General features: G+C 43.4%; 22 protein-coding genes and 5 pseudogenes. 17 read left to right on the top strand and 10 right to left on the bottom strand.

Annotation, left to right across the window (positions count from 1 at the left end):
* The 3 genes and pseudogenes from SU60_RS11050 to SU60_RS11040 form a co-directional block, all read left to right on the top strand.
* Positions 1-214 (top strand): annotated as a pseudogene (locus SU60_RS11050) (arylsulfatase); the annotation flags it as partial.
* A gap of 192 nt (positions 215-406) precedes the next feature.
* Positions 407-729: pseudogene (locus SU60_RS11045) on the top strand (sulfatase-like hydrolase/transferase); the annotation flags it as partial.
* Between the two features lie 5 nt (positions 730-734).
* The gene (locus SU60_RS11040) at positions 735-1,112 is read left to right on the top strand and encodes a hypothetical protein (RefSeq protein ID WP_041155543.1); all 378 of its coding nucleotides are present in this window, start codon (positions 735-737) and stop codon (positions 1,110-1,112) included.
* A 139-nt stretch (positions 1,113-1,251) separates the two neighbouring features.
* On the opposite strand, the gene SU60_RS11035 is transcribed toward SU60_RS11040, so the two are convergent.
* Positions 1,252-2,673, bottom strand: a complete 1,422-nt coding sequence (locus SU60_RS11035; protein ID WP_041155542.1) for an aminotransferase-like domain-containing protein — start codon at positions 2,671-2,673, stop codon at positions 1,252-1,254.
* 154 nt (positions 2,674-2,827) lie between these two features.
* On the opposite strand from SU60_RS11035, the gene SU60_RS11030 reads away from it, so the two are divergent.
* Genes SU60_RS11030 through SU60_RS21360 form a run of 3 tightly spaced genes read left to right on the top strand, consistent with a single transcriptional unit; the run spans position 2,828 to position 5,380 of the window.
* Positions 2,828-4,192: a cytochrome ubiquinol oxidase subunit I gene (locus SU60_RS11030; RefSeq protein WP_041155541.1), complete on the top strand. Its 1,365-nt coding sequence runs from the start codon at positions 2,828-2,830 to the stop codon at positions 4,190-4,192.
* Between the two features lie 31 nt (positions 4,193-4,223).
* Complete coding sequence (gene cydB, locus SU60_RS11025) at positions 4,224-5,231, top strand: cytochrome d ubiquinol oxidase subunit II (protein WP_041155540.1); 1,008 nt, start codon at positions 4,224-4,226, stop codon at positions 5,229-5,231.
* A gap of 20 nt (positions 5,232-5,251) precedes the next feature.
* The gene (locus tag SU60_RS21360) at positions 5,252-5,380 is read left to right on the top strand and encodes a DUF2474 domain-containing protein (RefSeq protein WP_084735760.1); all 129 of its coding nucleotides are present in this window, start codon (positions 5,252-5,254) and stop codon (positions 5,378-5,380) included.
* Between the two features lie 520 nt (positions 5,381-5,900).
* Here SU60_RS21360 and SU60_RS11020 read toward each other — a convergent pair.
* From SU60_RS11020 to leuE, 8 genes and pseudogenes are all read right to left on the bottom strand, one after another.
* Positions 5,901-6,752, bottom strand: coding sequence for a universal stress protein (locus SU60_RS11020; protein WP_041155539.1), 852 nt, complete (start codon positions 6,750-6,752; stop codon positions 5,901-5,903).
* Between the two features lie 13 nt (positions 6,753-6,765).
* A pseudogene (locus SU60_RS11015) lies at positions 6,766-8,582 on the bottom strand (tripartite tricarboxylate transporter permease).
* Positions 8,583-8,881: 299 nt separating this feature from the next.
* The gene (locus SU60_RS11010; protein ID WP_041155538.1) at positions 8,882-9,997 is read right to left on the bottom strand and encodes a Bug family tripartite tricarboxylate transporter substrate binding protein; all 1,116 of its coding nucleotides are present in this window, start codon (positions 9,995-9,997) and stop codon (positions 8,882-8,884) included.
* A 176-nt stretch (positions 9,998-10,173) separates the two neighbouring features.
* A complete protein-coding gene (locus SU60_RS11005) occupies positions 10,174-11,238 on the bottom strand; it encodes a 4-oxalomesaconate tautomerase (RefSeq protein ID WP_041155537.1) in 1,065 nt (354 codons plus the stop codon).
* 115 nt (positions 11,239-11,353) lie between these two features.
* Positions 11,354-12,412: an ABC transporter substrate-binding protein gene (locus tag SU60_RS11000; protein ID WP_128814660.1), complete on the bottom strand. Its 1,059-nt coding sequence runs from the start codon at positions 12,410-12,412 to the stop codon at positions 11,354-11,356.
* 2 nt (positions 12,413-12,414) lie between these two features.
* A complete protein-coding gene (locus SU60_RS10995) occupies positions 12,415-13,833 on the bottom strand; it encodes a sensor histidine kinase (protein WP_052481524.1) in 1,419 nt (472 codons plus the stop codon).
* Positions 13,833-14,498: a response regulator transcription factor gene (locus tag SU60_RS10990; RefSeq protein WP_041155534.1), complete on the bottom strand. Its 666-nt coding sequence runs from the start codon at positions 14,496-14,498 to the stop codon at positions 13,833-13,835. Before SU60_RS10990 ends, SU60_RS10995 begins: the two co-directional genes overlap by 1 nt.
* An 842-nt stretch (positions 14,499-15,340) precedes the next feature.
* Positions 15,341-15,982 carry a leucine efflux protein LeuE gene (leuE, locus tag SU60_RS10980; protein ID WP_041155532.1) on the bottom strand — a complete coding sequence of 214 codons (642 nt, stop codon included), beginning with the start codon at positions 15,980-15,982 and terminating at the stop codon, positions 15,341-15,343.
* Positions 15,983-16,264: 282 nt separating this feature from the next.
* Here leuE and SU60_RS10975 point away from each other — a divergent pair, with 282 nt between their 5' ends.
* The 4 genes from SU60_RS10975 to SU60_RS10960 all read left to right on the top strand — a co-directional run bounded on the left by SU60_RS10975 (position 16,265) and on the right by SU60_RS10960 (position 19,829).
* Positions 16,265-17,281, top strand: a complete 1,017-nt coding sequence (locus tag SU60_RS10975) for a TRAP transporter substrate-binding protein (RefSeq protein WP_041155531.1) — start codon at positions 16,265-16,267, stop codon at positions 17,279-17,281.
* Positions 17,282-17,334: 53 nt separating this feature from the next.
* Positions 17,335-17,883 carry a TRAP transporter small permease subunit gene (locus SU60_RS10970; protein ID WP_014234027.1) on the top strand — a complete coding sequence of 183 codons (549 nt, stop codon included), beginning with the start codon at positions 17,335-17,337 and terminating at the stop codon, positions 17,881-17,883.
* A 151-nt stretch (positions 17,884-18,034) separates the two neighbouring features.
* Entirely contained in the window at positions 18,035-19,312 is a 1,278-nt protein-coding gene (locus SU60_RS10965; protein WP_052481526.1) for a TRAP transporter large permease, read from the top strand.
* 34 nt (positions 19,313-19,346) lie between these two features.
* Positions 19,347-19,829, top strand: a complete 483-nt coding sequence (locus tag SU60_RS10960) for a gluconokinase (RefSeq protein WP_041155530.1) — start codon at positions 19,347-19,349, stop codon at positions 19,827-19,829.
* 173 nt (positions 19,830-20,002) lie between these two features.
* Here the strand turns inward: SU60_RS10960 and SU60_RS21355 are convergent.
* Positions 20,003-20,241 (bottom strand): annotated as a pseudogene (locus SU60_RS21355) (IS5/IS1182 family transposase); the annotation flags it as partial.
* Between the two features lie 373 nt (positions 20,242-20,614).
* Here SU60_RS21355 and SU60_RS22625 point away from each other — a divergent pair.
* The 7 genes and pseudogenes from SU60_RS22625 (at position 20,615) to SU60_RS22120 (ending at position 24,553) form a co-directional block, all read left to right on the top strand.
* Entirely contained in the window at positions 20,615-21,172 is a 558-nt protein-coding gene (locus tag SU60_RS22625; protein WP_209419705.1) for a transporter substrate-binding domain-containing protein, read from the top strand.
* The gene (locus tag SU60_RS22620; RefSeq protein WP_425337377.1) at positions 21,166-21,429 is read left to right on the top strand and encodes a type 2 periplasmic-binding domain-containing protein; all 264 of its coding nucleotides are present in this window, start codon (positions 21,166-21,168) and stop codon (positions 21,427-21,429) included. Before SU60_RS22625 ends, SU60_RS22620 begins: the two co-directional genes overlap by 7 nt.
* Before the next feature lie 50 nt (positions 21,430-21,479).
* A pseudogene (locus tag SU60_RS22370) lies at positions 21,480-22,124 on the top strand (amino acid ABC transporter permease); the annotation flags it as partial.
* Positions 22,125-22,247: 123 nt separating this feature from the next.
* On the top strand, positions 22,248-23,030 hold the full coding sequence (locus SU60_RS22365; protein ID WP_245228396.1) for an amino acid ABC transporter ATP-binding protein: 783 nt from the start codon (positions 22,248-22,250) through the stop codon (positions 23,028-23,030).
* Positions 23,011-23,673: a GntR family transcriptional regulator gene (locus SU60_RS10945; RefSeq protein WP_052481523.1), complete on the top strand. Its 663-nt coding sequence runs from the start codon at positions 23,011-23,013 to the stop codon at positions 23,671-23,673. The genes SU60_RS22365 and SU60_RS10945 overlap by 20 nt, the downstream gene beginning before the upstream one ends.
* An 11-nt stretch (positions 23,674-23,684) precedes the next feature.
* A complete protein-coding gene (locus SU60_RS22125; RefSeq protein ID WP_209419701.1) occupies positions 23,685-24,245 on the top strand; it encodes an urea carboxylase-associated family protein in 561 nt (186 codons plus the stop codon).
* Positions 24,233-24,553 (top strand): DUF1989 domain-containing protein, encoded by a 321-nt coding sequence (locus SU60_RS22120; RefSeq protein WP_209419699.1) that lies wholly within the window; start codon positions 24,233-24,235, stop codon positions 24,551-24,553. Before SU60_RS22125 ends, SU60_RS22120 begins: the two co-directional genes overlap by 13 nt.
* The last annotated feature ends 33 nt before the right edge of the window (positions 24,554-24,586 follow it).

The following is a 24,586-nucleotide window of genomic DNA, read 5'->3' as shown; positions in this document are numbered from 1 at the left end:
AAACTTACGCTCTGATCCTTATGAAGAAGCTGATGTAACTTCAAACATTTACTGGGATTGGGTGCTGGATCACGTTTACTTATACGTGCCTGCACAAGCCTACGTCGCGAAATTCTTAGAAACATTTAAAGAATTTCCACCGAGCCAAACACCAGCGTCATTTAATCTGGACTCTGTAATGGAAAAACTAAAAACAGCACCAACTACTAAGTAATCGTGCTTAACTTCCTAGCATTAGTATCTAAGGCCAACAATTACGTTGGCCTTTTTCTTTCCCAATATATGACTTACCCTTTGACGAACTTTAGTTCACCAAGGTACGTCCTGTTCAATAAAACAGCAAAACAATCAAAGGTTACAGTCTCTATAAAGAGACAGCTCTCCTGTTACTCCATTGAGTTAGTGCTTGTTAACTCTTGGTATGCCTGGCTCTGATTAAGGCATTGCTGACTGGACTCCAACTATTGCTGACTTACTTAAGCAGCAAGGCTATATGACAGCTCTATTTGGTAAAAATCATTTAGGTGATCAAGACAAGCACCTACTGACTAACTATGGCTTCGATGAATTCTTTGGTAACCTTTATCATTTGAATGCCGAAGAAGAGCCAGAGGGTTACTACTACCCTGAATATCCGAACTTTCGTAAGAACTATGGCCTCGTGGTGTTCTTCATGCTTATGCCGATGGCAAAATTGAAGATACAGGTCCTATGACTCGTAAACGTATGATGGGTTGTTTACCAACCCATTTAGCGAAAGCTATCCTGGAGCACTAGATGTATCCATTGCGACTCAGCAAGCAATCCGTTCTCAGTCGATGCAAACACTGCAAGCTATAGAAGGTCAAGCAGGGCTACGAAGAGCTAGTTGGTGGCTAAATTTGATGACCAAGAACAATCCAGAATTACCTAAAGGTGCTTATGTGTATGTAGTTGATCGTCATTTGTGGTCGCGTATCAGCGAGTCAGACAATACGATCGAAGTGCATGTTTCACCACCGACCGACAATGTCAAAGTTCTGCAACTCTCCGAAGCCACCCTGCATAACTTGGTATCAGATCAAATAACCCTCACTCAAGCGCGCGAGCTTGGTGTTTTGACTGAAACCTAAGCTCGAGTAAGATTCGTTGAGGAGGCAATGAGCATATAGCATGAGTTATTACCTCCTCAATTCCCTGCCTCTAGGCTCAACTAAGCTCTAGATGCTTGTGTAGCAAGAATTGATTCGCTCTGAATCCGGCACTTTAAGATCACTTGAGTATACAAATTTGCGAAACAATACTGTTTGTTAAAACCTCTATCGCCCTAATATGGTGTTTATCGAGTTCAAAAGAGGCATTAAGCCGAATACAGTGGTTATATTGTTCTGTTGGACTAAACATTTTACCGGGAGTAATACTGACATTTTTTTGCAACACTTCACGGTATATCTGCATAGTGTCAACGTATTCTGGCAATTCAATCCAAACAAAATACCCTCCACTTTGACTGACGATGCGCACCTCATCGGGAAGGAGTGACTTAAGCAGTTCAGTCATTTTTTTCTTACGTTCAGCAAGCTTTTTACGTAATTGTTTGAGGTGTAACTCGTAGTTTCGGCTGGTTAAGTAATGAACCAGAGTCATCTGAATCGGGGCGCTGGTTGCCAAAGTACTCATTAGCTGTAATTTCTGAATTTCAAGCGCTCGTTTTCCTGCGACTACCCAGCCTATACGCAGACCAGCAATCAACGATTTTGAGAAGGATGAACACAGCATGGTATTACCCGTATCATCATACATTTTCATCGAACTCATGGGTTCCGTCCCATCATAGAGCTCGCTATAAACATCATCTTCAATCAAAGCGACGTTATAACGCTTTAAAGTATCAACAACCTGTTTCTTTTTATCATCTGACAACGTAAAGCCCAACGGGTTTTGATGGTTAGACATCAACCAACATGCCTTTACATCATGCGTTTGCAAAGCCCGCTCTAATGAATCGAGATCAATGCCTGATATTGGATCTGTACGTACAGATAACGCTTTTAACCCCAAGCGCTGCAACGATTGTAAAGCTCCATAAAATGTTGGTGACTCTACCACCACCCAATCACCTTGACGTGTACAGGCCTGTAAGCTCAAATTTAAAGCCTCCAATGCCCCTGCAGTAATCACGATTTCATCTGGAGAAATTTCAATCCCCTTTGCGGCATAGCGCTTGGCAATAATCGATCTCAGCTGCTCGTTACCCGGCGGCAGGTTATCAAACGAATTTGAGATCGGCATGTGACGCGCCGCAGCCGATAAGGCACGAGTCACATGATAACGAGGATATAAATCAGGGCTCGGATACGCGAATCCAAAGTTTACCATCTGCGGGTTTTTGCTAGCCTGAAGCACTTCGAATATGAATTCGTTGATATCGACTTGCTCTGTAGAAGATACAGCCATCGGAGTCTGTTGAACATTGGACTCTTTCACTCTCGGTGCAACACGGTATCCAGACCGTGGTTGAGAAATGATCCAACCTTGAGACTCCAGTAGCTGATAAGCATGGAGCACGGTCATCAGACTCATTCCAGCATGCTCAGATTGTTTTCGTAAAGAAGGAAGTTTGTCACCTGGGTTCCAAATACCTGACAAAATCTGCCGTTTCAACTGTTCCACCAGCTCCTGATACTTTGCCAAAACTAGATCCTCATCAGTAAATAAGCGCCATTAAACAATAACACTACCTGATTTAAACTGTTATATATTTCTAGCCTTTTTCTGTATCTATAGTCTCTCAAAAACAGCGATTAACATAGCACCCTAAAATTATTATTAAGCTCATAGGAAGTTTATGTTTGGTCTTGATGCATTTATGCTGGCGAGAATACAGTTTGCTTTTACTGTCTCTTTCCACATTATATTCCCCGCAATTACCATCGGCTTAGCCACGTACTTAGCTGTGCTTGAAGGGTTATGGTTGAAAACTCGTCATCCTGATTACAAAAACCTTTATCATTACTGGTCGAAAATCTTCGCAGTAAACTTTGGTATGGGTGTCGTATCTGGCTTAGTTATGGCTTACCAGTTTGGTACTAACTGGAGTGGTTTTGCTGACTTCGCTGGTAGCATTACGGGCCCATTACTTACTTATGAAGTATTAACTGCATTCTTTCTAGAAGCAGGATTTCTTGGCGTAATGCTTTTCGGTTGGAACCGTGTCGGTGAGAAACTTCATTTCTTTGCTACCTCTATGGTGGCTTTAGGTACCATCATCTCAACATTTTGGATTCTCGCTTCAAACAGCTGGATGCAAACGCCGCAAGGTTTCGAAATTGTAGATGGACGTGTCGTTCCTGTTGATTGGTTTGAAGTCATCTTCAACCCGTCGTTTCCATATCGATTAATGCATATGGGTGTTGCGGCATTTCTGAGTACAGCTTTATTTGTTGGTGCATCGGCAGCGTGGCACTTACTGAAAGGCAATCGCAGTTCAGCAGTTAAAAAAATGTTTGCAATGTCACTAGGAATGCTTGTCATTGTTGCTCCAATTCAAGCACTTATTGGTGACATGCATGGTTTGAACACCCTAGAACATCAACCCGCAAAAATCGCCGCAATTGAAGGGCATTGGTCAAACGCAGATGGTGAGCCCACTCCCCTAATCCTGTTTGGTTTTCCAAATATGGAAAAAGAAAAAACAGAGTACGCGCTTGAGATTCCTGTACTAGGCAGTTTGATTTTACGCCATAGTTTAACTGAGCCTATTCCAGCGCTAAAAGATTTTCCAAAAGACGAACGACCAAATTCACTCGTGGTGTTCTGGTCATTCAGAATCATGGTAGCGCTTGGTATGCTAATGATTTTACAAGGCTTCTACAGCCTATGGCTACATCGTAAAAACGCGCTTTATACCACAAACTGGTTCCTGAAGTTTTCAATACTGATGGGGCCGACTGGACTTATCGCGATTCTTGCCGGGTGGTTCACGACAGAAATTGGCCGTCAGCCTTGGGTCGTATACGGACTTCAGAAAACTCATGATGCGGTATCTGCTCATGGCGATTTACAAATGAGCATTAGCCTCCTGTGCTTCTTTGTTGTTTACAGCGCGGTGTTTGGGTTTGGCTACTACTATATGATTCGTCAGATCAAACAAGGCCCTGAGACTAAAGACCACGAACATCATGAAATGAGCACAATTTCAGGTCGTATTTAACCTCACAAGTTAAGAATTTAAGGTAAAGAATATGCTATTTGACTTATCCGTGATTTGGTTCGCGATCATCGTTTTTGCCACACTTATGTACATTGTAATGGATGGCTTTGACTTGGGGATTGGCATCCTGATGCCGTTTGTTAAAAACGAAAAACATAAAGATGTCATGGTGAACACCGTAGCCCCGGTTTGGGACGGGAACGAAACCTGGATTGTACTGGGTGGTGCTGCGTTATTCGGAGCATTTCCACTTGCATACGCGGTGATTATAGAAGCGTTAACCATTCCACTAACACTCATGCTCATCGCACTAATCTTTCGTGGCGTTGCATTTGAATTTCGCTTTAAGGCCCTGGAAAACCATCGACAATTTTGGGACCGTTCATTTATGGTCGGTTCAATCTGCACAACCTTTTTCCAAGGCATCGTTGTCGGCGCAGTCATTCAAGGTTTTGATGTAGAGGGTCGCGTCTATGTCGGTGGACAACTAGACTGGGTGGCACCATTCCCGATTTTCTGTGGCTTTGCATTAATTGCAACATATGCACTGTTAGGTAGTACATGGCTGATTATGAAAACCGAAGGCGAGTTGCAACAAACCATGTTCGGTTTTACCAACAAAACCCTAGCGGTGATGATAGCTGCATTAATTATTGTTAGTGCGTGGACTCCTCTGGCGTTTCCATCCATTGCTGAGCGCTGGTTCTCTACGCCTAATATTTTCTATTTGCTTCCTGTACCTGTTATTACGGGTCTAGTGTGCTTCAAAACTGTTGACTCGGTAAGAAAACACAAAGAACGCAGCCCATTTCTTATGGCATTAATCATCGTCATTTTGGGCTTCGCTGGACTTGGGGTTAGTATCTGGCCGAATATTATTCCACCTAATATTTCAATTTGGGATGCGGCAGCTCCGGAGATAAGTCAACGCTTTATGTTATTTGGTGCGGTGCTGATCATTCCGATAATACTTGCCTATACATTCTGGAGTTACTATGTGTTTTCTGGAAAAGTGAAAGAAGACGAAGCCTACCATTAATCCAATTGTGAGAGCGAATGATGAAAATGAAACAAGGAATCGAACAATGGGCCTGGATGATCGGTATCTGGGCTGCAAGTGTTGTCGCACTTGGTATCGTATCTATGGGTTTTCGACTACTGATGACCGCTGCCGGGCTTAAATCTTAAAATGGTTTGTGTTGAGTAAGATGCGTTTATCTGCCCCCAGTTCCGACTTTTGGTTCTGGGGCTTTTTGTTTGAAAGCATCACTAATGAATCTTTGACCTGAGAATTACAACGATCTCCAGAGAAAGAGTCCTGCGTGGGCGTCGTATCAACTGAGTAGGGAGAGCTATTTTTCAACCTCCGAATTAGAGGAGTTGTAGGTCGTATAGTCTTCTAAAAACAGTTTCATTGGGTAGATAAGAGAACAACTTAGATAACATGGCTCAGATAATATAGGGTCCGTAATCAAGTGGAGGTATGTTGATTGGAGGCGACGTAATCATTACAGTTCACTACTGTTGTTCCAAAATGATAAAAGCTGCTTAACGTTACATTAAGCAGCTTAAAAAAGTGAGGCTGGTTAGCGACGCAAGGAAGGAGATTTTGAACCTTGCAGATTTTCTTGGGCGGACGGATAAATTGCTAACCAGCCATGTTTATAAATTAACAGATCAACCTGTCATCTAACTGACAAAATAAAAATTAACTCATCATCCAAAGCGGAATTTTAGCGCGTGTGAGTAACTTTTGAGTAACACCACCAAAAACTTTCTGATGAAGCTTTTGGTGAGCAAAAGCCCCCGACACTAGAACATCAGCATTAATCTCAGAAGCAACTTCTAGTAACTGGGATCCTGTATTTCTGCTTTTATGAGTAAACGTAATACACTCAACATCTATATTATGCCGCGCTAGATAGCGAGCAAGATCCTCTTGTGTTGGCTTATTGTGTAAGTACTTCTCACTCGTGGCCACCACAACTTGCTTAGCCTCTCTAAGCAAAGGGAGAGCACTATTGACTGCATTTGCAGCAGGTTTATCACCGTTCCATGCAATCATGACCGTCTCGGGTGAAAAATGAGTTTGCTGCCTTGGCATGATCAATATGGGCTTTCCCCCGTGACTCACTGCAGCTTCAAAACTGACACTTGTTTGTCCATTAAGAGATTGAGGGATGATGATTAGATCTGAAACCTTGCCTCTTTCTGCGACAATTTCTCCACGATAACCAAAGATGTCATGCCACTTGGCACTCGTTTGCTGGGAATCGGACTGATGTTCATCGATCCCAAACTTTTGGCATAGATGCTCAAAGCTTTGCTTGGCTTGTGACATATCATCATTCACGTAATCGCGAACAATTTTGTCTATCTGATCGTAAAACTTTCTGGAAATCAGGCGTTTTTCACTCGGCATTAGCTTCTCGGCCCCCACTTGTGCGTGCAACACATCAAGGTGAGCGCTAAAGAATTGGGCCACGTTTAATGCCCCTTCCAGTCTGTGCTTACCGTCTTCCTGAGAAGCAAATGGCATAATGATGGTTTTTATTGGCATAACGCTCTCCTTTTTAGCCCAGCGGCCAAGGTAAAGAAACAGTTTCTTGTAACAGACCAATAGGCAAATCAAGCAACATGATGTGGGTTAGGCCAAGCAAGAAGCCTGAAGCTGCAGCCGTCGTTGCAAGTGATCGCCACAAGCTCATTCCGGCCTTGTTCATTAAGAATGCACAGAAAAAAATCGCAATAGAGATAACATAACCAACTAAGTAACTGCCTATTACGAGCCCAGCAATCCAGTAAACATAATGCATGATGGAAGCCGTATTGCTATCGTGGGCATATCCTTGTTCATACTCATTGTCAAAGTAGACAGGGGAACCTTCTGGACGCGTTAAAAGCTGCACAACAACTATTGCAGACAACAGCCACATGCCACTTGCAACGACAATTGGGAATATCCCACCTAAGAAACTTTGTTGATAACCGTCATAAATACCGTAAGCAAAAGCGAGGTTAACCAATACCGCAAAAATCACTTGAGGTCGACGAGTTGGCACTTTTGCTGTGGTTGTCACTTCGTTGCTTTTTTTCATATTTTGACGAATCATAAATATCAGTGAAAGCAGCGTAATCGTACCGATGATCATCACACCTGGGCGAAGTAAAAACTCAATACCATCAAACTGTATGGCTTGATATAAGTAGGTTTCCATCCCAGCAGAAAGGACAAAACCAATTAAGAATGCAGGTCTTGGCCAATCAAACCGTTTCATTAACACCCCAAGTACACCAACTGCAAGCAAAGTGACGAGATCGGCCAAATCTCTCGTAGCCTGGAATGCAGCAAAGCAGATAACCATGACCATAAAAGGGGCTAATAAGGCATAACGTACCGTGGTTAACTTCGCTACCCAAGGAGAAATAAGCATACAGGCTGCTGCACCAAACACGTTAGCAAGTGCAAGTGACCAGATAATCGTATAGGTAACATCGAGATCGGTACTCACCATAGCAGGGCCTGGTTCTAAACCAACCAAAACCATCCCACCAAGAAATACTGCCATACCACCCGAGCCCGGGATACCAAACAGCAATGTTGGGACTAAGCCTCCTCCCTCTTTTGCATTATTGGATGACTCTGGCGCGATAACACCTCTGACATCACCATGGCCGAAATTTGGTTTATCTTTAGTCGTTTGAACCGCGTGGCCATAGGCAATCCAATCCACGACACTCCCACCTAAACCAGGCAGAGCGCCGATAATACAGCCAATCACACTGCATCGTACGGCAAGCCACTTGTTGGCAAGGAAGTCCTTAACACCCATGAGCCAGCCAGAGCCTAACTTGCTCGCATTCGCAATCGGCTTGTTCTGGCGTAATAGATCGATAATCTCTGGTAAGGCGAAAATCCCCAACCCCACGACCACCAAAGGGATCCCGTCCATCAGGTAGAAGTTATCAAATGTCATTCGATACTCACCAGTCGCTGGGCACTACCGACACTGCCTAACAACACACCTAATCCACAAGCAGATAATCCTTTAACTAAGCTTTTTCCGGCAAGTGACCCCACCATGGTTAAACCAAGTAAGGTGAGCATGAAGAGTTCACCTGACCCAAAAGCAAGAATGACCGGACGAGCAATCAGGACAAAGCCCGTCAGAACCACGGCACCAAATAACCCTCCGAATAGCGAGGAAGCAAAAGCCGCTGACAGAGCGCGAGCCGCATGCCCATTTTTGGCCATTGGAAAACCATCCAGAACCGTCGCTTGCGAGCCACTCGAGCCTGGAATTCCCATTAATACGGAGGTAAACGTATCTGAAGTAGGAATAACCGCGACTAAACCTATTAGCATCGCAAGTGCCGAAACAGGGTCCATGCCGTATAAAAATGGTAGTAACAATGATAAGCCGGCAATACCTCCCAACCCAGGAAGATACCGATTGCAAGACCTAATAACACGCCACCGAGCATATAGCTTAGATGGTGCAAAGTTAAAATTGTCTGCAAAGCGGCAAGTAATTCACTAAACATAATAGAATCCTTGTGAGTTCACAGTGCACGATAGACGGTACATACTTGCAATTGATGTGACCGGGGGTGCTTAGAAAGGAAAACAGCGCGTCACACTGTTTTCCGCTAGTTTATGTCTTGTTAAGGGGTGGAATTCTGAAAATATTAAAGTCTGGTGTTGTATTTTTGTTTCAGCCAGTTGGCTACCCACTCTTTGCTCTCTTCATCTAAAGAGAGAATGGAATCAACCGCTTGTTCAGCCTCCAAACCCGTAAGCTGCTTATAATTCCCTAACATATCTTCAGCTCGTTGTTGAAATTCAGGGTTTTCCACCAGCTTAGCCATTGATTCACTCCAAGCTTGCTGGATACCTTGCGGAGTCGAGTTAGGTAAAAAGAAAACTTTCTGCGCGACAAATCCTGCGATAAAAAACGATCGCCAAACTTGAAATCCTTTCGAGCTATCTATGTCCCCTTTGGCTAGCTGATATACTTCTCCAAAATGAGGAATATCGGGGAAATTTGGATCTCGTTGAAGCTTGCCTTGCGCATCAATAACACCAAAGCTAAACAGTGGAATCGCCTTGCCCTCTTCAACCAGTGGCACGACTTTCTTCAAGTAAGCAGAACTCGTTTGTGAATCTAAATTTACTTCACCTCGTTCAAATGCTAAACGTCCAGCGCCGCGTCCCTTCATACCAAATACGGCTTGTACATCGGCGCCGAGTAAATCAAGTGCCAACAGAGGGACAAGATCAATGGTAGTGGCACCTTGGCTCGCATATTTAAATTTCAGCTTGTCCAAATTTTCAACAAACTGCTCCGCATTTTTTATGCCTTCATCCGGGCTGATGTATACCACCCCTCCAGTCGGTGTAGCGAGTACCGCTTTCCAGTCGTTATAGTCATACTTTACGCGACGGTCATTTAGCAGATAGGTGTACTGTGTCGATGCTGAGCTTGCCAATACATCCAAACCATTATCTTTTGCACGTCGTGCAAATTGGTTTGCGCCCTTGGTTGAGCCACCACCCGGTACATTCTTAATTACAACGACTGGCTCACCAGGAAGATATTGAGTGAAATAAGGGCCAAAAAATCGAGCCCAAGTATCCGTACCTCCACCTTCTTTGTAAGGTACTGTCATTTGAATACGTTCACCTTCAAAACTCACCGAGTCTGCATTCACTGGTGACGTAAAAGAAAATGTCATTAACGCAGCGGATGCTAGCTGTCCGCTGATGCGTAACATCGTTTTATTGAAGTAGTTGTTAAGCAGCATAGCGCCTCCTCAAGTCCTTTATGGCAGTGTTGATTACTTTGAATCGCTTCATTGCGATATGCCCACCGTAAATACTCAAGCTGTCACCAGACTGACACCAACACGGTCTTTTAACAAAAGTGATACATATTTCTCAAATTTGGCTTAAGTTCAAAACAGAGGGCGATAAGTTATTGCTAAGCGACGTAGACATCCCCTTTAAATAATGGCCTTGCGGTTCTTATGAGCGCCGCTTGGGCGATAACAGGTTCATGTTCACCTTCAAGCAAAACCAATTTGACATCTATTTTTCCGCTGGGATGTTCAATCATTACCGTTTCAGAAGAACCGCTGGCTTGCTGATGAGTAACCGTTCCTTCGATTAAACTCGCGGCTCCCACACAAATAGCCCCCGTGACCGCGTGACTGGCATGGCAATTATGCGGTACGAGATAGCGAGATGTGATGGTGCCGCCATGATGGGGAGGAGAAACAATGGACACCTTAGGAATCACACTTGCGCGCACATCACCTAATCCCATCTTTTCACCCGCGATAATACGAATAGCCTCTATCTTATCGAGCAATACCTGATTACTATCGATAACGAACTTCGTTTCATTACCTATCAGCCCAAGAGCTTGAGCTGGAATGTGGACCATGGGAACAGCAGCATCAATACAAGTGACGTCGATATTATTAATCGTCTCTCGAACTGAACCTGTAGGGAATAATTTGCCTGTTTTTGCGCCACCAACATCAAGAAAGTTGAGAAGAATTGGAGAACCCGTTCCCTGAACCCCATCGATAGTAGTGCTACCGTCAAACTTCAGGGATTTGTTAGGCGTTTCTGCTGTTACATCAATAATTGTATTGGTATTGACGTTCTTAACCCGCACGGTCGTCGTGCCATCAGCAAGTTCGATTAGGCCTTTTTCAGAGGCAAAAGCGATAACACCTGATAAAATATTGCCACAAGAGGGTTTGGTATCGACTAATTTTTCTTCAACGCCAACTTGTGCAAAAAGGTAATCCAACTCAGCATCTTCTGAATCAGAGCGAGAAACAATTCCCACCTTACTCGTCAAAGTGGTACCGCCACCAATACCGTTAATTTGTTGAACATCTCCCGACCCCATTATCTGAATCAGTAGTTGATCTCTTAGTTCTGGAGATTGAGGAAGATCGCTGGCGAGAAAATAAGCGCCCTTGGACGTGCCACCACGGATAAGCATGCAAGGGATAAACTGGGATTGTGTCATTTTGTGCTCCTTACCATTATTGCCACTTTCAAGTCCAAAAAGTGGTGGTATCAAGCTACAAAATGAACCTGTCAAATCGCTGACTCACGACACCATAAGAGCAGGTAATGTCATGTCAGTCATAATCTTTTAACGCATTTTCCCATTCCGTAATCACAATCTGCCGTTTACTTTCGTCGGCAAAGACAAGCAAACGTACGTCAAGAGGTAAAGGTTTCAGCTGTTCAGCATACTGCTGGCGCATATACGAGGCGGAGTTAACACTATTAATATCAGTGCGTATCGGCGGCATATTCGTCTGCTCAGACATCACCCACTGTCCGGAAGAAGAAAGTATATAATCAATAAATTTCTGAGCGCCTTGGACATTTTTGGTTGTTCGATTAATAAACGCAGTTCGAATGATCACTGGGGTGTAGTCACTCATCGATGTGATCGATACATCATCGTTGAGCTGTTGCCAACTCTGTGCATATGACCCCAGAATGTTATAAGCCATCACAATTTCACCGGAACTTAAGGCATCCAGCATATCTCGTGAACTGTCAAAAGTACGAGCGTAGTGAAGATTAAATAGCTCGAGAAATTGCCCATAATTGCGAGCTTGCTGCCGCTCAAACGACCAAAGCAAATATCCGATGCCTACTTTACGAATATCATAAACCCCAATCTTGCCCATAAACTCATCACTATAGCGACGAATAAACGACATAAGTTCAATGCGATTCGTAGGGATTTGTTTCCCCTCTAAAAACGACTTGTTAAACACAACGACCGCAGGCTCAAAACTAAAACCAAACAGTTCATCGCGCCACTGGCTCCAATCGGGCAGTAACTCATGTACGTTCGAACTACGCTTATGAATACGTTTATGTTCAAGCGCATAGCCATCGTTGACCAACCGCAGTTGCAGATGCATCACCGAGCTTATGGTCACATCCGGTTGTGGTTTTTGTTGATCACGAATATAACGATCAAGGTCTTCGCTGCTCATCCATTTATATTGGATATCAATATCCGGATTACGATCAGAAAAGTCATCGAGAAGTGGTTTCATCTCAGACAGATAAGCCGCCCCAAATACTCTAACGAGTCGAGGTTGAGTTTCACTGGCCAAAGCACTCGACAAACACATCCCACATAATGTCGTAATAAAGATAAAGCGTTGCAACATAATTAAATCTCCTCCCATCTACGATATGGGAATTGAATTTCGACCGTTAAGCCATGTGGAACCGTATCAAGTAAGAACAATTGAGCATGGGATTTCTCTGCAACATCGGCCGCAATACTCATTCCTAATCCTGTACCAGATTGGCTATTTTCCGAGATCCGATAGAACCGCTCGAAGACATGTGGTTTGTCCGCGTCTTGAATGCCGACACCATAATCTCGGATCAAAATAATGGCTTTGGTGCCACGTTGAGCAATTTCAACTTCCACCACACTCGAATCAGGAGAATATTTAATCGCGTTTTCGATTAAGTTGAGCAACATCTGCCTCACCGAAAACTCATCACCCGTTATTTTAAATAGGAAACTCTGTTGGAAGCTAAGCTCGATATTTCGTTTGAGCGCATTAATGGCAAGGTCTCGACAAACAGATTGCACGAGATGATTTATATTCACGCTTTGTGGTTCCATACTGCGAAAACGGTGTTTTATCGTCGCATGGTTCAAGAGCTGTTCTATCGTTCTTTCTAAAACGCCACACGCCTCTAAGATACGAATCAGTGACTGGATTGACTGCGTTGAGGTCTCTCGACTTAACATCAGCTCAACTTGAGCTCTCATACCCGCGAGGGGAGTCTTTAATTGATGCGCGGCCTCGCTTGTAAAATTTTTTAAGTTTGATAGCGTTTCATCTAGTTGAAACATAAAGCTATTTATCGTTCTCACCAAATGCATAACTTCTTCCGGTCCCTGTAAATCTATCGGGGTTAGATCCACATTTGAACGCTGTGATATTTTTCTATTAATCACTTTAAGTGGTTTGAGTACTTGAGCAATCAAGATGACAATGACGATCATCGTACAAAGTACAACGCCCAAGATAAGTTTGGATGCGACGCTAGAGAGTTGCTGCTCCCAATCCGTTCGGGCTTCTGTCGTTTGCCCAACTAACACATACACATGATGCGGCCCCTTACGGGTATTAATCACTCGACCCACCAATGCAAAGCGCACATGCTGCTTTTTAAACTTCAAGTCAAAATAATGAGGGACAACTTCCAACTGAATTGGGTTGGCATCGATTTGCGAAACGACCACCTTTTCTGATAATAACGCGCTATATCCGGTTACGAACTCTTTTTGTTTGGTCGCCACTAAATAGTACACTTTGTCCCGCGGTGAGTCCGCAAGCCCACTAAATGCAGAAAACGGCAAATCAACACTTAACTCACCGGCTTCCAATCGGACTTCTTCCAGAATTTGTAATGCGGCATTTGCCAGTGGACGGTCAAAGGTGTGTTGCGCGGTTTCATAGGCATATCGCTTCACACCTAACATAGAGATAAGGCCAATAAAAAGTAAGGTACTGGTCGAATAGGCGAGCAGCTGGAATCGGAGTGAGCGCGTTGAAATAGAGAACATTATGATTGCACGGATAATACATAGCCTAAACCGCGTAGAGTTTTAATCTCCACATTGCTGTCTCCCAACGCTTTTCGCAGTCGCCCTACATAGGTCTCAATAGCATTATGGTTAGGGGGGTTATCATAACCATACAAATGATCAATAATTTCCTCTTTACTCATCACACGATTAGGGTGGCTGACAAAGACCTCTAATAGACGATACTCTCGCTGTTTGAGCGTGATATTTTCGCCCTTCACTTTTACCGTTGCCGTCGCTGAATCAAAACTCAAGTTGCCCAGCTCTACCACGTTATTATCATTACCCTGGCTTCGGCGGACAATACTTCGACAGCGTGCTTCTAACTCTCCCAAGTCGAATGGCTTACTTAAAAAATCATCCGCACCTAAGTCCAGCAAATTAATTCTGTCGTAGACTTCTTTCCGAGCGGTTAAAATTAATATAGGTGTATTTGAGACTTGTCGGATTTTTTTGGTGATTTCTTCCCCTGTTCGATTGGGAAGGTTGAGGTCTAAAATAATTAAATCGTATTGAGTATGAGAAACGAGTGAATACGCCACATCACCATCATAAGCACAGTCCACACCATGACCTAGATCGTTAAAGCGCTGCTCTAGTGACTCACTAATTAATCGATCATCTTCTACAATTAAAACTCGCATTACCCGTTTTACTTCCCTGAAATACCGCGTTCTATGTTAAAACACACCGAATCAAATCAGTGACATTACCCTTTCAAAAGCCCATGCAATCCACTCGTCTAATTATATGTAAAAACAAGCGGCCAGTGCGAAGAACTTTGTTAAAGATACAGCAACCTATCTCTCTTTCTAAATTATCAATTAAGCTTAGCAACCACCTAAATTACATCAACTTTTGATACGCTGCCCCTAATGTTAAACACTTTCGAACCTCAGTCACACTTGTGATTAAAGTGTGACTAAAAACCTATCAAGTCAGCTAGATGACAGGTTTGTAACATATGGATGAACTGGCTCGAGCCAACGACTCTACCAAACGTCTGATAATGCTTGGCGACAATCCACCATTGTCAAAGGGGGGTCTCAATGATGAGTGTGCACACCGACTTTCAACTACATGGGAGGGCGTACGACATTACTATGGTAAGCAAGGTCTACGACAAGGGCGAAAAGAACCCAAATTGCTTGGTCAATTATGGCTAAAAATCAATCTGTTGAGGTAAGAACTTAATCAGAATTTGCAATGAAAATTAAAGATGACAAAACGGTTAGACCACCAGATTGAAGACCTGTTGCCCCAAACAGCAACCTAATTATGCTTTAAAGTTTATGAAGACAATCTGGCGCGAACCTGATCATAGAGCTGAGACTAAAAAGTGTCTTTTCTAGACTCTGAATATATTTGCGAAAATCAGCTCGTTATATTGCTCTCTACTTGCAATAACGGGGCGTACGATATATTGGGTCAACTGGAGTTTCGTCGATAAAATAACCATGAACAAAGTACGCGAGCCGGGACCATATCAGCTCAAACTCGCTAGTCGTGCAGCAAACCCCATAAAGAACATGCCAAGCAACCCGTTACCTAACTTTGCTAACACCTTATTATCTTTGAATAATTGAGTTAATGATGACCCGAGAAAGATCAGTGTACTCAAATAAATGATACTGAAAACTTCGAGAATAAACGCGAGGATTAAGTATGAAACCCACGTGTGTTCATACGTATAATCGATAAATTGGATAAAGAATGAGACGTAAAACAGAATCGCTTTCGGATTGGTCAAACTCAAAGTCAGCGATTTAGCAAACACATTTTCGCGTTTCTTAGGGCGAGCGACGTTTGATTCTCCATCATCACTTTTGCTCATTAACTGATGAATGATTTTCACCCCTAAATACAGCAAGTATGCGGCACCCAAGTAGCGAATGATCGTGAACAGGACGGGAGAAGTTTGAATTAACGAAGCAACACCTAGGTAAGAGAGTAAAATTAAGACCGCATCACCAATAAGCACACCTGAGGCCGCTTTGTAACCCGCCTTAACACCCAGCGATGAACTCGATTTCAATACATAGAGAGAGTTTGGACCCGGAGCAAGAATGATCATGGTCAGACCGACCAAATACGTCCATATATTAATGACGCCAAACATCTCCAACATGACGATCAACCCTTTTACCAAATGACATCGAACAGAATGACGAGATATAACTGAAACAAATAGCAAAGTCTATCTCAGCGCGAAGAATTCTATCGAAAAGATATAAACCCTCATTCATAAACAGACATCTCATTCATGTTAAAAACTAATTAAAGATGTTACGGAACGTGATCAAACTCCTAGAATTCAACCGATGTTACCGGTAACTTGCACAATGTTCCCGGTAACATCGGGCGTAGTAGGAATACAAGTAGATCCGATAATAGATTAAAGGACGAATGAATGAACATCATACAAAAATCCCTAACCTCAGCTATCTCACTAGCGTTGCTATCCACTTCCGCTTTCGCTGCTGACTTTAACTTCAAATTTCAATCCAGTGATCCATCTGGTGACAAGAACTTTCAAGTTCAAAAAGAATGGACCGAACGCGTAGAGAAAATGTCTGGTGGTCGTATTGAAATCGACCTACTGCCTGTTGGTGCTGTGGTTAAACACACAGAAACCTTAGGCGCTATCAAAATGGGCATTATCGATGGTCACATTACCGCAACAGGTTACTTTACTGGCCAAGATCCAGCATTTGGTCTGATCGGTAATATGGTTGGTGCATGGTCAGACACTCGCCAACTACTTCAATACATCAACTACGGTGGTGGTTATGAGTTAATGACTGAGCTCTATGCACCTTACGGAGTGAAATACATTGGTGGCTCAACAACAGGCGTAGAGTCGTTTGTATCTAAGGTACCACTTAACGGTGTTGACGACCTTAAAGGCCTTAAGTTGCGTGCTCCAGAAGGTTTGGTTCAACAAGTATTTGCGGCTGCAGGTGCGACCCCTGTAAACCTACCAGGTTCAGAAGTTTTTACTGGTTTGAGCAAAGGCGTTATTGATGCTGCTGACTACACCGTTTTCTCTACTAACCAGCAAGCAGGCATGAACGATATCGCAACTCACCCAGTTCAACCGGGTTTCCACTCACTGCCAACGATTGATATCTCAATGAGTCAGAAAAAGTGGGACAAACTACCTGCCGATCTTCAAGAGATCATGACGGTATCGGTTCGTGACTTCGCTGAAGATATTACGACTCAACTGCGTATCGCAGACCAGAAAGCCGTTAAAGAAGCTGAAGCAAACCCTAACATTACCATTCACGACTGGTCGGAAGAAGAGCGTAAGAAGTTCCGTCTGATAGCGATGGGCGAGTGGGAAAAATATGCCGAGCTCTCTCCTAATGCGAAAAAAGTTTACGATTCTATTACGACTTACCTAAAAGACTCGGGTCTTCTATAAGTTGTTAAAAAAAGGGAGGTTTACTCCTCCCTATTTCATTTGGAATTAGACATATGAAAGAATCAGACACAAATCTAGCGGCTGAAATGCCCCAGAATATTCTCGACAAAGCAATAACCAAAATCAGTGAGCTGTTTAGTTTATTGTTTGTTGCCACCGTCATCATTTCATTTTACGAAGTAGCGAGCCGCTATTTGTTTAACTCACCAACCATGTGGGTACACGAAACCGCCTCCTTTATTGGTGGAGCACTGTTTGTGATCGGCGGGGCCTACGCTCTCGCAACCGACAAGCACGTAAGGGTCGTTCTCGTTTACGATGCGGTATCACAAAAGACAAAACGTTACCTGAATGTCTTTCACCATCTAGCAGGGTTGCTGTTTAGCGGGTTATTGATTTATGCAGCGTGGCAAACTGTGGCTAACTCTTGGTTTGCACCTTGGGGTGGATTGAGATTAGAAACCTCGGGCTCCGCTTGGAATCCTCCATTTCCTGCCCTGCTTAAAGGCATCATTCTATTTACCGTTTGCCTGATGTTTATTCAATTTATTTTGCATTTGATTAAAGAAATTCAACAACTAAGGGACGAAGGCGATGAATAACTTATCTTCTACAAAACCTTCTGTAGGGAGCTACAAACCTGTGTTCCTTGTCATTGGCCTTCTGACCTTAGCAGCTGCTTTAGGTTGGGTCGGTGTGCAAACCTTCACATCGAACTTGTCATCAATTGGAATCGAGTATGGCAGCTTGTTGATGCTGGTATTGATGATTGGTCTATTGTTGACTGGCATGCAACTCGCTTTCGTAACAGGTCTTGTCGCACTGATCTTTACCTTAGGCTGGTTTGGTGTCGATGCGCTACCGCTTATCACCAGCCGTATTTTCAGCTTCGTAAGTGGTTATGTGTTCCTTGCGGTGCCGATGTTTGTACTGATGGCTGCGTTACTCGACCGCTCAGGAATCGCTCGAGACTTGTTCGATGCAATGAAAAGTGTCGGCCGTAAAGTGCGTGGTGGTGTCGCGGTTCAGACCTTACTTGTTGCCGTGATCCTTGCTTCTATGTCGGGAGTTATCGGTGGTGAAACAGTGCTGCTCGGTATTCTTGCGTTGCCACAAATGCTAAGACTAGGTTATGACCGTAAGCTAGCAATTGGTACCACCTGTGCTGGTGGTGCGTTAGGTACTATGCTGCCACCAAGTATCGTACTGATTATCTATGGTTTATCAGCGTCAGTGTCTATTGGCGAGCTATTTAAAGCCGCATTCTTACCAGCGTTCATTCTGGCGATGTTCTACATGGCTTACGTACTGATTCGCTGTAAGCTTAATCCAGCTCTTGCACCGCTGCCATCAGAAGAAGATTTGGCCAAAGATGCTGAAGCTCACCCGAGTTACTTCAAAGCACTGTTCTTCCCTTTACTATCAGTTGCAACGGTTCTTGGTAGTATATACACCGGTGTTGCATCAGTTACCGAAGCCTCTGCGCTGGGTGTGGTAGGTATTGCTATCAGTGCTGCGATTCGCAAAGAGCTAAATTGGAAAATGGTCAAAGAGTCTTCCATCGCAACTATGCGTACCTGCGGCATGATCATGTGGATTGGTATCGGCGCTTCAGCTCTGGTTGGCGTATATAACCTAATGGGTGGTATCGACTTTGTAGAGGAAACGATTCTCGCCTTAAGTGGCGGGAACGCGATGTCTACCCTGCTTATCATGATGGCGATCCTTTTTGTTTTGGGTATGTTCTTGGACTGGGTTGGCGTTGCACTACTGACTATGCCGATTTTCGTCCCGATCATCACTGGCCTTGGAATGGATCCAATTTGGTTTGGTGTGGTGTTCTGTCTAAACATGCAGGTTGCGTTCTTGTCTCCACCGTTTGGTCCAGCAGCGTTTTATCTAAAATCTGTTGCGCCGAAAGACATTAGCCTTGGTGAAATTTTCACAGCACTACTGCCGTTTATTGCACTACAAGTTTGTGTTCTTGCTCTGGTTATCATGTTCCCTGAGCTTGCATTGTGGTGGCGATAAGCTTGCCCATTAAGCCTAATTATGAGTTGATACTATGAATAAAAAATATATCGTTATGGGTGTTTCTGGGTGCGGTAAATCTTCTATCGGTGACTCGCTGGCAAAATCTTTAAACATCCCGTTTTTCGATGGTGATGATTACCACCCAGCGGCAAACGTTGAAAAAATGAGAAATGGCGTTCCGCTAACAGATGAAGACAGAAAAGAGTGGTTGCTGACGCTAAATGCTCTGATCCAAGAGCAAGACAACTTAGTTTTAGCATGCTCTGCACTGAAACCCGAGTACAGAGAAACATTAAGATCAGGTTGCACTGACCTCACGTTCTGCTATTTAAAAGGCGATTTTGACACAATATGGTCACGGCTTAAGGCCCGAGAAGATCACTATTTCCAAGGTTCAGCCATGTTAAAGAGCCAGTTTAATACTCTAATAGAACCGAGCGAAGAAGAAGCGATTTACATCGATATCAATCAGCCACCGAAAAGTGTGGTCAACGATATTCTATCAAAAGTTTGATCAAATAAGGGCTGGTTTACCAGCCTTATTTGGTTTCTACCCTTGTGCTTTTGGTTAGGCGTAAATCAATGTTGTATTAGTTAATATCCATTCGATCTACCCCGCTTTAAGCGACGAGAGGCTTTGTTGCGGAGTTCTGTTTAAGAGTTACCTCTACCTAAATAGGCTATCTTTTAAACGATATACTGAGTTTCGGGCATACTTAGCCCAGTAAGCTTATTTAACGTCTTAATCATGACGTAACTCTCCCCTACTTGTGCATTGTAGTGACGCAAAGTCAGCGATGCCCCGTGTAGTGCTTCACTCGATACATGGCGGCTTCAGACAGTGAACGCTTGTGGTAACCATACTTTTGTTTCCACTTTTTGTTCGAGCCATAGCGCTTTTGACAACCAACAGCGTGATTTCGAGGTACCATGCTTTTCGATAATAATCCTGGAAGGTACATTAAACCTGCCTGTTACTCACGTTTACCTAACGTTACCTTTCCACTCGTTATGAGTTCCTAAAGTGGCTCAATCTTTGTTCTAGAAACTGCTGATCCTTCAATCTAGAACGTTTGATATCTAGGTGCTTTTGATGCTCACTTATGGGGAAAGTCGCACCACCTCAGTGCATGCATACGTAAACCAACCAGCACTAAATTTAATTAAACCACATAAAATCAGTGCCTTAGCCTTTATTTTAAAGTTGGCACAAATATTCCTTATACATTGTTCAACAATTATTGTTCAACAATAATTGTTGAACAATGAGCATGAAAATATCTAAAAGGAATTAGTCATATGAGTATATTGAAGAGCAAGAAAGCGATTGTTGCAGCATTCGGCTTAGGACTTTCAATGCTAAGCACAAGCATTGCTGCACAAAGTAGCTTAAAGATAGGCACCGATCTCACCTACCCCCCTTACAACTATCTTGAAGGAAAAGTAGCATCTGGCTTTGATGCTGAATTCATGCGCCTCGTTTCCAATGAGTTGAATAAAGAACCAACCTTTTTAGATACACGGTTCGCAAATTTAATCATGGGAGTTAATCTGGGTAAATTTGACGTGATTGCCTCAACACTTTACGTCACTCCAGAGCGAGCTAAAGAAATTGATTACATCCCTTATATGAAAACTGGCGGCTTGCTTCTCGCTTCTAAAACTGGTGCGTTTAAGCCTTCTAAACCCAGCGACCTTTGCGGTAAGCGGGTAAGTTCGATTCAAGCGCAGCCTGGATCAAAAAGCTTCACGCAGTATCAAAATCCGAGTGTGAGCCTAATAACCTCGGTAAAATTGATGTGCGAGAATTCCCGACTTCACCAGAAGCAAGCCAAGCACTCATCGCTGGAATGGTAGACGCACAGTTTGAAGATGCTGCTGTCGCAAAGGTTGCTGCAACCAAATCTGGAAAACTCGAACTGACCAGCGACATCATCTATCCCGTTGTCGTTGGACTCGCTGTAAAAAAAGGTCAAGACGACTTTAAAAGTGAGGTAGCAGCCGCTGTAAAACGTGTTGAGCAGACTCCAGAGTTCCTGGCACTACTTGAGAAGTACAGCGTCTCGGCTCCTAGCGAGCAAGAATTTGAAGCTGCTTTGAACGGCACGTTATAAGTAAATCGCAGAGCCCTTCCGCAAGGCTGGGCTCTCACTAGGAGTTTCATATGCAATTTGATTGGTCTTATTTTACAAGCTTATTCCAGAACGTAGACTTTTGGCAGGCTTCTTTGCTTGTCATTAAGCTCAGCGTCTTAACCTGGATCTGTGGGAATATCTTTGGTGTGATTTTGGCACTTGCTAAACAATCCCATATAAAACTCATCAGTGTGATTGCTAGCGGCTATATTTGGCTGTTCCGAAGCTTACCGTTGATAGTTTTAGTCATCTTGATTTACAACGTTCCTCTATTTCTTCCCGAGAGCGCAGACTGGTTATCTTCTCCTTTTATATCCGGACTCATCGCTTTAATCGTTAGTGAGTCTGCCTACATCGCAGAAATTCATAGAGGAGGATTATTATCAGTCAATAAAGGACAAACGGAAGCAGGTAAAGCGCTCGCCATTTCCTTTTCAGGCATTCAAAAGATGATAGTGATACCTCAGGCTTTTAAGATTGCACTGCCATCTCTTTCGAACGAGTTCGTCACGATTGTCAAACTAACATCTTTAGTATCAGTCATATCACTATCTGAAATACTCATGGTTGGACAGAGGTTGTATACGCAAAACTTCAAAGTGATCGAAACTCTTCTCGCGGTCGCTTGTTACTACGTTCTTATAGTGACCGTGTTTGATTGGGTTATCCATCGTTTAGAGGCATGGTTTGATGTGACCAATAAGAAAACCATTGCCATCTCAGAGTCGGAGCTTTCATTAGCGACATCACACAAAGATATCATTGAAAAACCGCCAATAGAGGCGAGCGCAAAAAATATCATTGAACTAGCGGCAGTTAAAAAGTCCTACGGCAGTAAGGAAGTATTAAAAGGTGTCAGTTTAAGAGTTAAAAAAGGTGAAGTGATTTCTATTATTGGTCCTTCTGGCTCAGGAAAAACAACGCTGATACGTACGATCAATGGAATGGAGATGTTGAATGATGGGACAATACTTTTCGATGACAAAGCATTTCTTGAGCCTACTTCCACAGGACGGCCTAGTAAAAGCTATTATCAGTCTATTCAAAAAATAGGCATGGTGTTTCAAGGGTTTAACCTTTTTCCACACAAAACAGTACTAGAAAACATCACCATGGCTCCTTTGTATCATAACAAAGGAAGTGAGCAGAGCCTCAAACAACTTGGCTTATCTTTACTCAATAAAGTTGGTTTGATCGAACATGCTCACAAGTATCCTCATCAATTATCTGGGGGACAACAACAGCGTGTCGCTATTGCTCGAGCGTTAGCAATGAAACCAGACATAATGCTATTTGATGAACCTACATCGGCTCTCGACCCTGAACTTGTCGGGGACGTACTGAAAGTAATGGAGCAACTGGCCAAGGAAGGAATGACAATGATCATCGTTACTCATGAAATGCAATTTGCATTTAAGGTATCTGATCGCGTTGTCTTCATGGAAGATGGCGAGATCAAAGCTGCTGACCAACCTAAGACTTTATTGCAGTCTAATCAACCTCGACTGAAAAAGTTCCTTTCCAATCAGCAGCATGCACTGAGTCAACTGGAGGAAAATAATGTTCCCTATTGTGCTTGATAAACAATACGACCACTTACCTGCCTTCGAGAGAGTGGCTAGCCTACTGCGTGACGAAATGATTTCAGGGAAACTTTATGTTGGTCAAACTCTGGGGGAAATTGATATAGCAGAAAGGCTTCAAGCCTCACGTAATACGGTACGTGAAGCCTTACGACAACTGCTTTGTGAAGGACTGGTCGATTATAAACGCAACAAAGGAGCGACAGTAAAAATTCTGGCTAGGAAGGATGTCAGTGACATTTTTACGGTCAGGAAAACGCTGGAACTTCAAGCGAGCCAGAGTGACCATCCGATCGAAGAACACCTTTTGCTGGCTATGGAAGACGCATTAAATAAAGTGGAAATTGCAGTCGAACAAGATAATTGGACTGAAGTTGCCACTAACAGCTTAAGGTTTCATCAATCTATCGTAGGTATTTTGGCTAGTAATAGAATAAATACATTTTTTGCTTCTATCATCGCCCAATTGCGCCTTCTCTTTGCCTGCGCACCAGATGAAAAGTACTTCCAACAACCTTGGGTAGAGAAAGATAGAGAGATTTTTACTCATTTAAAAAATGGGAACAGGCAAGCCGCTACTGCATGCTTATCTAAATACCTAGAAGACTCCGAACAACGGTTATTAAATCTATTTAATTAAAGGACTATGTGATGACTAAATTTTACCCAGCCGCTTATCAAGCAACCAAAGGTTCGGCACTCGATGTGAACAAAGAATTCTACAACAACATCGCGACACAAACTCAAAAGCGAACCTTGGTAAAGTCTATCGATATCCCAATTCGTACTGGCCAAGCATGGGTTGTACCTGCAGGTCATGTATTCCGTATTGTCGCAACGGAAGGTGCACAAGTGGGAGACTTTAACATGTGGAACCTGAACAACCCTCGTGAAAGAATGTGGGCTTCTCGTACACGTCAACTGCAAGGTGCACACGTATCAACCTACGACCGTCTATGGTCAAACCTGCCGTTTTTGCGCCCGATGGCAACGATTACGTCAGACAGTCTGGCTGATTACGGTGTCGATGAACACGGCGGTCGAGTGCACGATCTTCTTGGTACACGATGCGATCCTTACATCAACAAACTATTGACAGGCGAAGACTTTGACTTTCACTGTCACTCTAACTTAACTCGAGCAGTAATGCCTTACGGTCTAACGGAGTTTGATGTTCATGATGTACTGAATGTTTTCCAATGTACTGGCTAAATGCCGATGACGACTACTTCATGAAGGCTTGCCCAGCGCAAAAAGGGGATTACTTGGAGTTTTTTGCCGAGATTGACCTTCTATGTGCACTTTCAACTTGTCCCGGTGGAGATTTATCTGTGCATTTATGGGGACCAGATGCTGAGGACCCTCTTAAAGTATGCCGTCCGTTAGGTGTGGAAATTTACTCAGTCGACAGTGAATTACTCGAAGGTTGGGAACAACCTAAGTCACCAGATTATAAAGGCAATCACGGTTTACCATTCCCTAAATGGGAAGATCAACCTGAAGCGAAAAAAGCTGTTTAGAAAGCCAGATTCTGCCCTCCCCCTGTTAAGACT

The organism is Vibrio mytili (assembly GCF_000830505.1).
GTDB lineage: Bacteria > Pseudomonadota > Gammaproteobacteria > Enterobacterales > Vibrionaceae > Vibrio > Vibrio mytili.
Note: the sequence above shows the minus strand (reverse complement) of the source record. Positions and strands in the feature narration are given on the sequence as shown.

Bases quoted from the DNA above. Each gene is read 5' to 3' on its own strand.
- SU60_RS11010 (WP_041155538.1), bottom strand. From the start codon at position 9,997: ATGCTGCTTAACAACTACTTCAATAAAACGATGTTACGCATCAGCGGA.
- SU60_RS11030 (WP_041155541.1), top strand. From the start codon at position 2,828: ATGTTTGGTCTTGATGCATTTATGCTGGCGAGAATACAGTTTGCTTTT.
- leuE (WP_041155532.1), bottom strand. From the start codon at position 15,982: ATGTTGGAGATGTTTGGCGTCATTAATATATGGACGTATTTGGTCGGT.
- SU60_RS11000 (WP_128814660.1), bottom strand. From the start codon at position 12,412: ATGTTGCAACGCTTTATCTTTATTACGACATTATGTGGGATGTGTTTG.
- SU60_RS10965 (WP_052481526.1), top strand. From the start codon at position 18,035: ATGCTGGTATTGATGATTGGTCTATTGTTGACTGGCATGCAACTCGCT.
- SU60_RS10995 (WP_052481524.1), bottom strand. From the start codon at position 13,833: ATGTTCTCTATTTCAACGCGCTCACTCCGATTCCAGCTGCTCGCCTAT.
- SU60_RS22120 (WP_209419699.1), top strand. From the start codon at position 24,233: ATGTACTGGCTAAATGCCGATGACGACTACTTCATGAAGGCTTGCCCA.
- SU60_RS11020 (WP_041155539.1), bottom strand. From the start codon at position 6,752: ATGCCAATAAAAACCATCATTATGCCATTTGCTTCTCAGGAAGACGGT.
- SU60_RS10945 (WP_052481523.1), top strand. From the start codon at position 23,011: ATGTTCCCTATTGTGCTTGATAAACAATACGACCACTTACCTGCCTTC.
- SU60_RS10970 (WP_014234027.1), top strand. From the start codon at position 17,335: ATGAAAGAATCAGACACAAATCTAGCGGCTGAAATGCCCCAGAATATT.
- cydB (WP_041155540.1), top strand. From the start codon at position 4,224: ATGCTATTTGACTTATCCGTGATTTGGTTCGCGATCATCGTTTTTGCC.
- SU60_RS10975 (WP_041155531.1), top strand. From the start codon at position 16,265: ATGAACATCATACAAAAATCCCTAACCTCAGCTATCTCACTAGCGTTG.
- SU60_RS22125 (WP_209419701.1), top strand. From the start codon at position 23,685: ATGACTAAATTTTACCCAGCCGCTTATCAAGCAACCAAAGGTTCGGCA.
- SU60_RS22620 (WP_425337377.1), top strand. From the start codon at position 21,166: ATGGTAGACGCACAGTTTGAAGATGCTGCTGTCGCAAAGGTTGCTGCA.
- SU60_RS10990 (WP_041155534.1), bottom strand. From the start codon at position 14,498: ATGCGAGTTTTAATTGTAGAAGATGATCGATTAATTAGTGAGTCACTA.
- SU60_RS10960 (WP_041155530.1), top strand. From the start codon at position 19,347: ATGAATAAAAAATATATCGTTATGGGTGTTTCTGGGTGCGGTAAATCT.
- SU60_RS22625 (WP_209419705.1), top strand. From the start codon at position 20,615: ATGAGTATATTGAAGAGCAAGAAAGCGATTGTTGCAGCATTCGGCTTA.
- SU60_RS11005 (WP_041155537.1), bottom strand. From the start codon at position 11,238: ATGACACAATCCCAGTTTATCCCTTGCATGCTTATCCGTGGTGGCACG.
- SU60_RS21360 (WP_084735760.1), top strand. From the start codon at position 5,252: ATGAAAATGAAACAAGGAATCGAACAATGGGCCTGGATGATCGGTATC.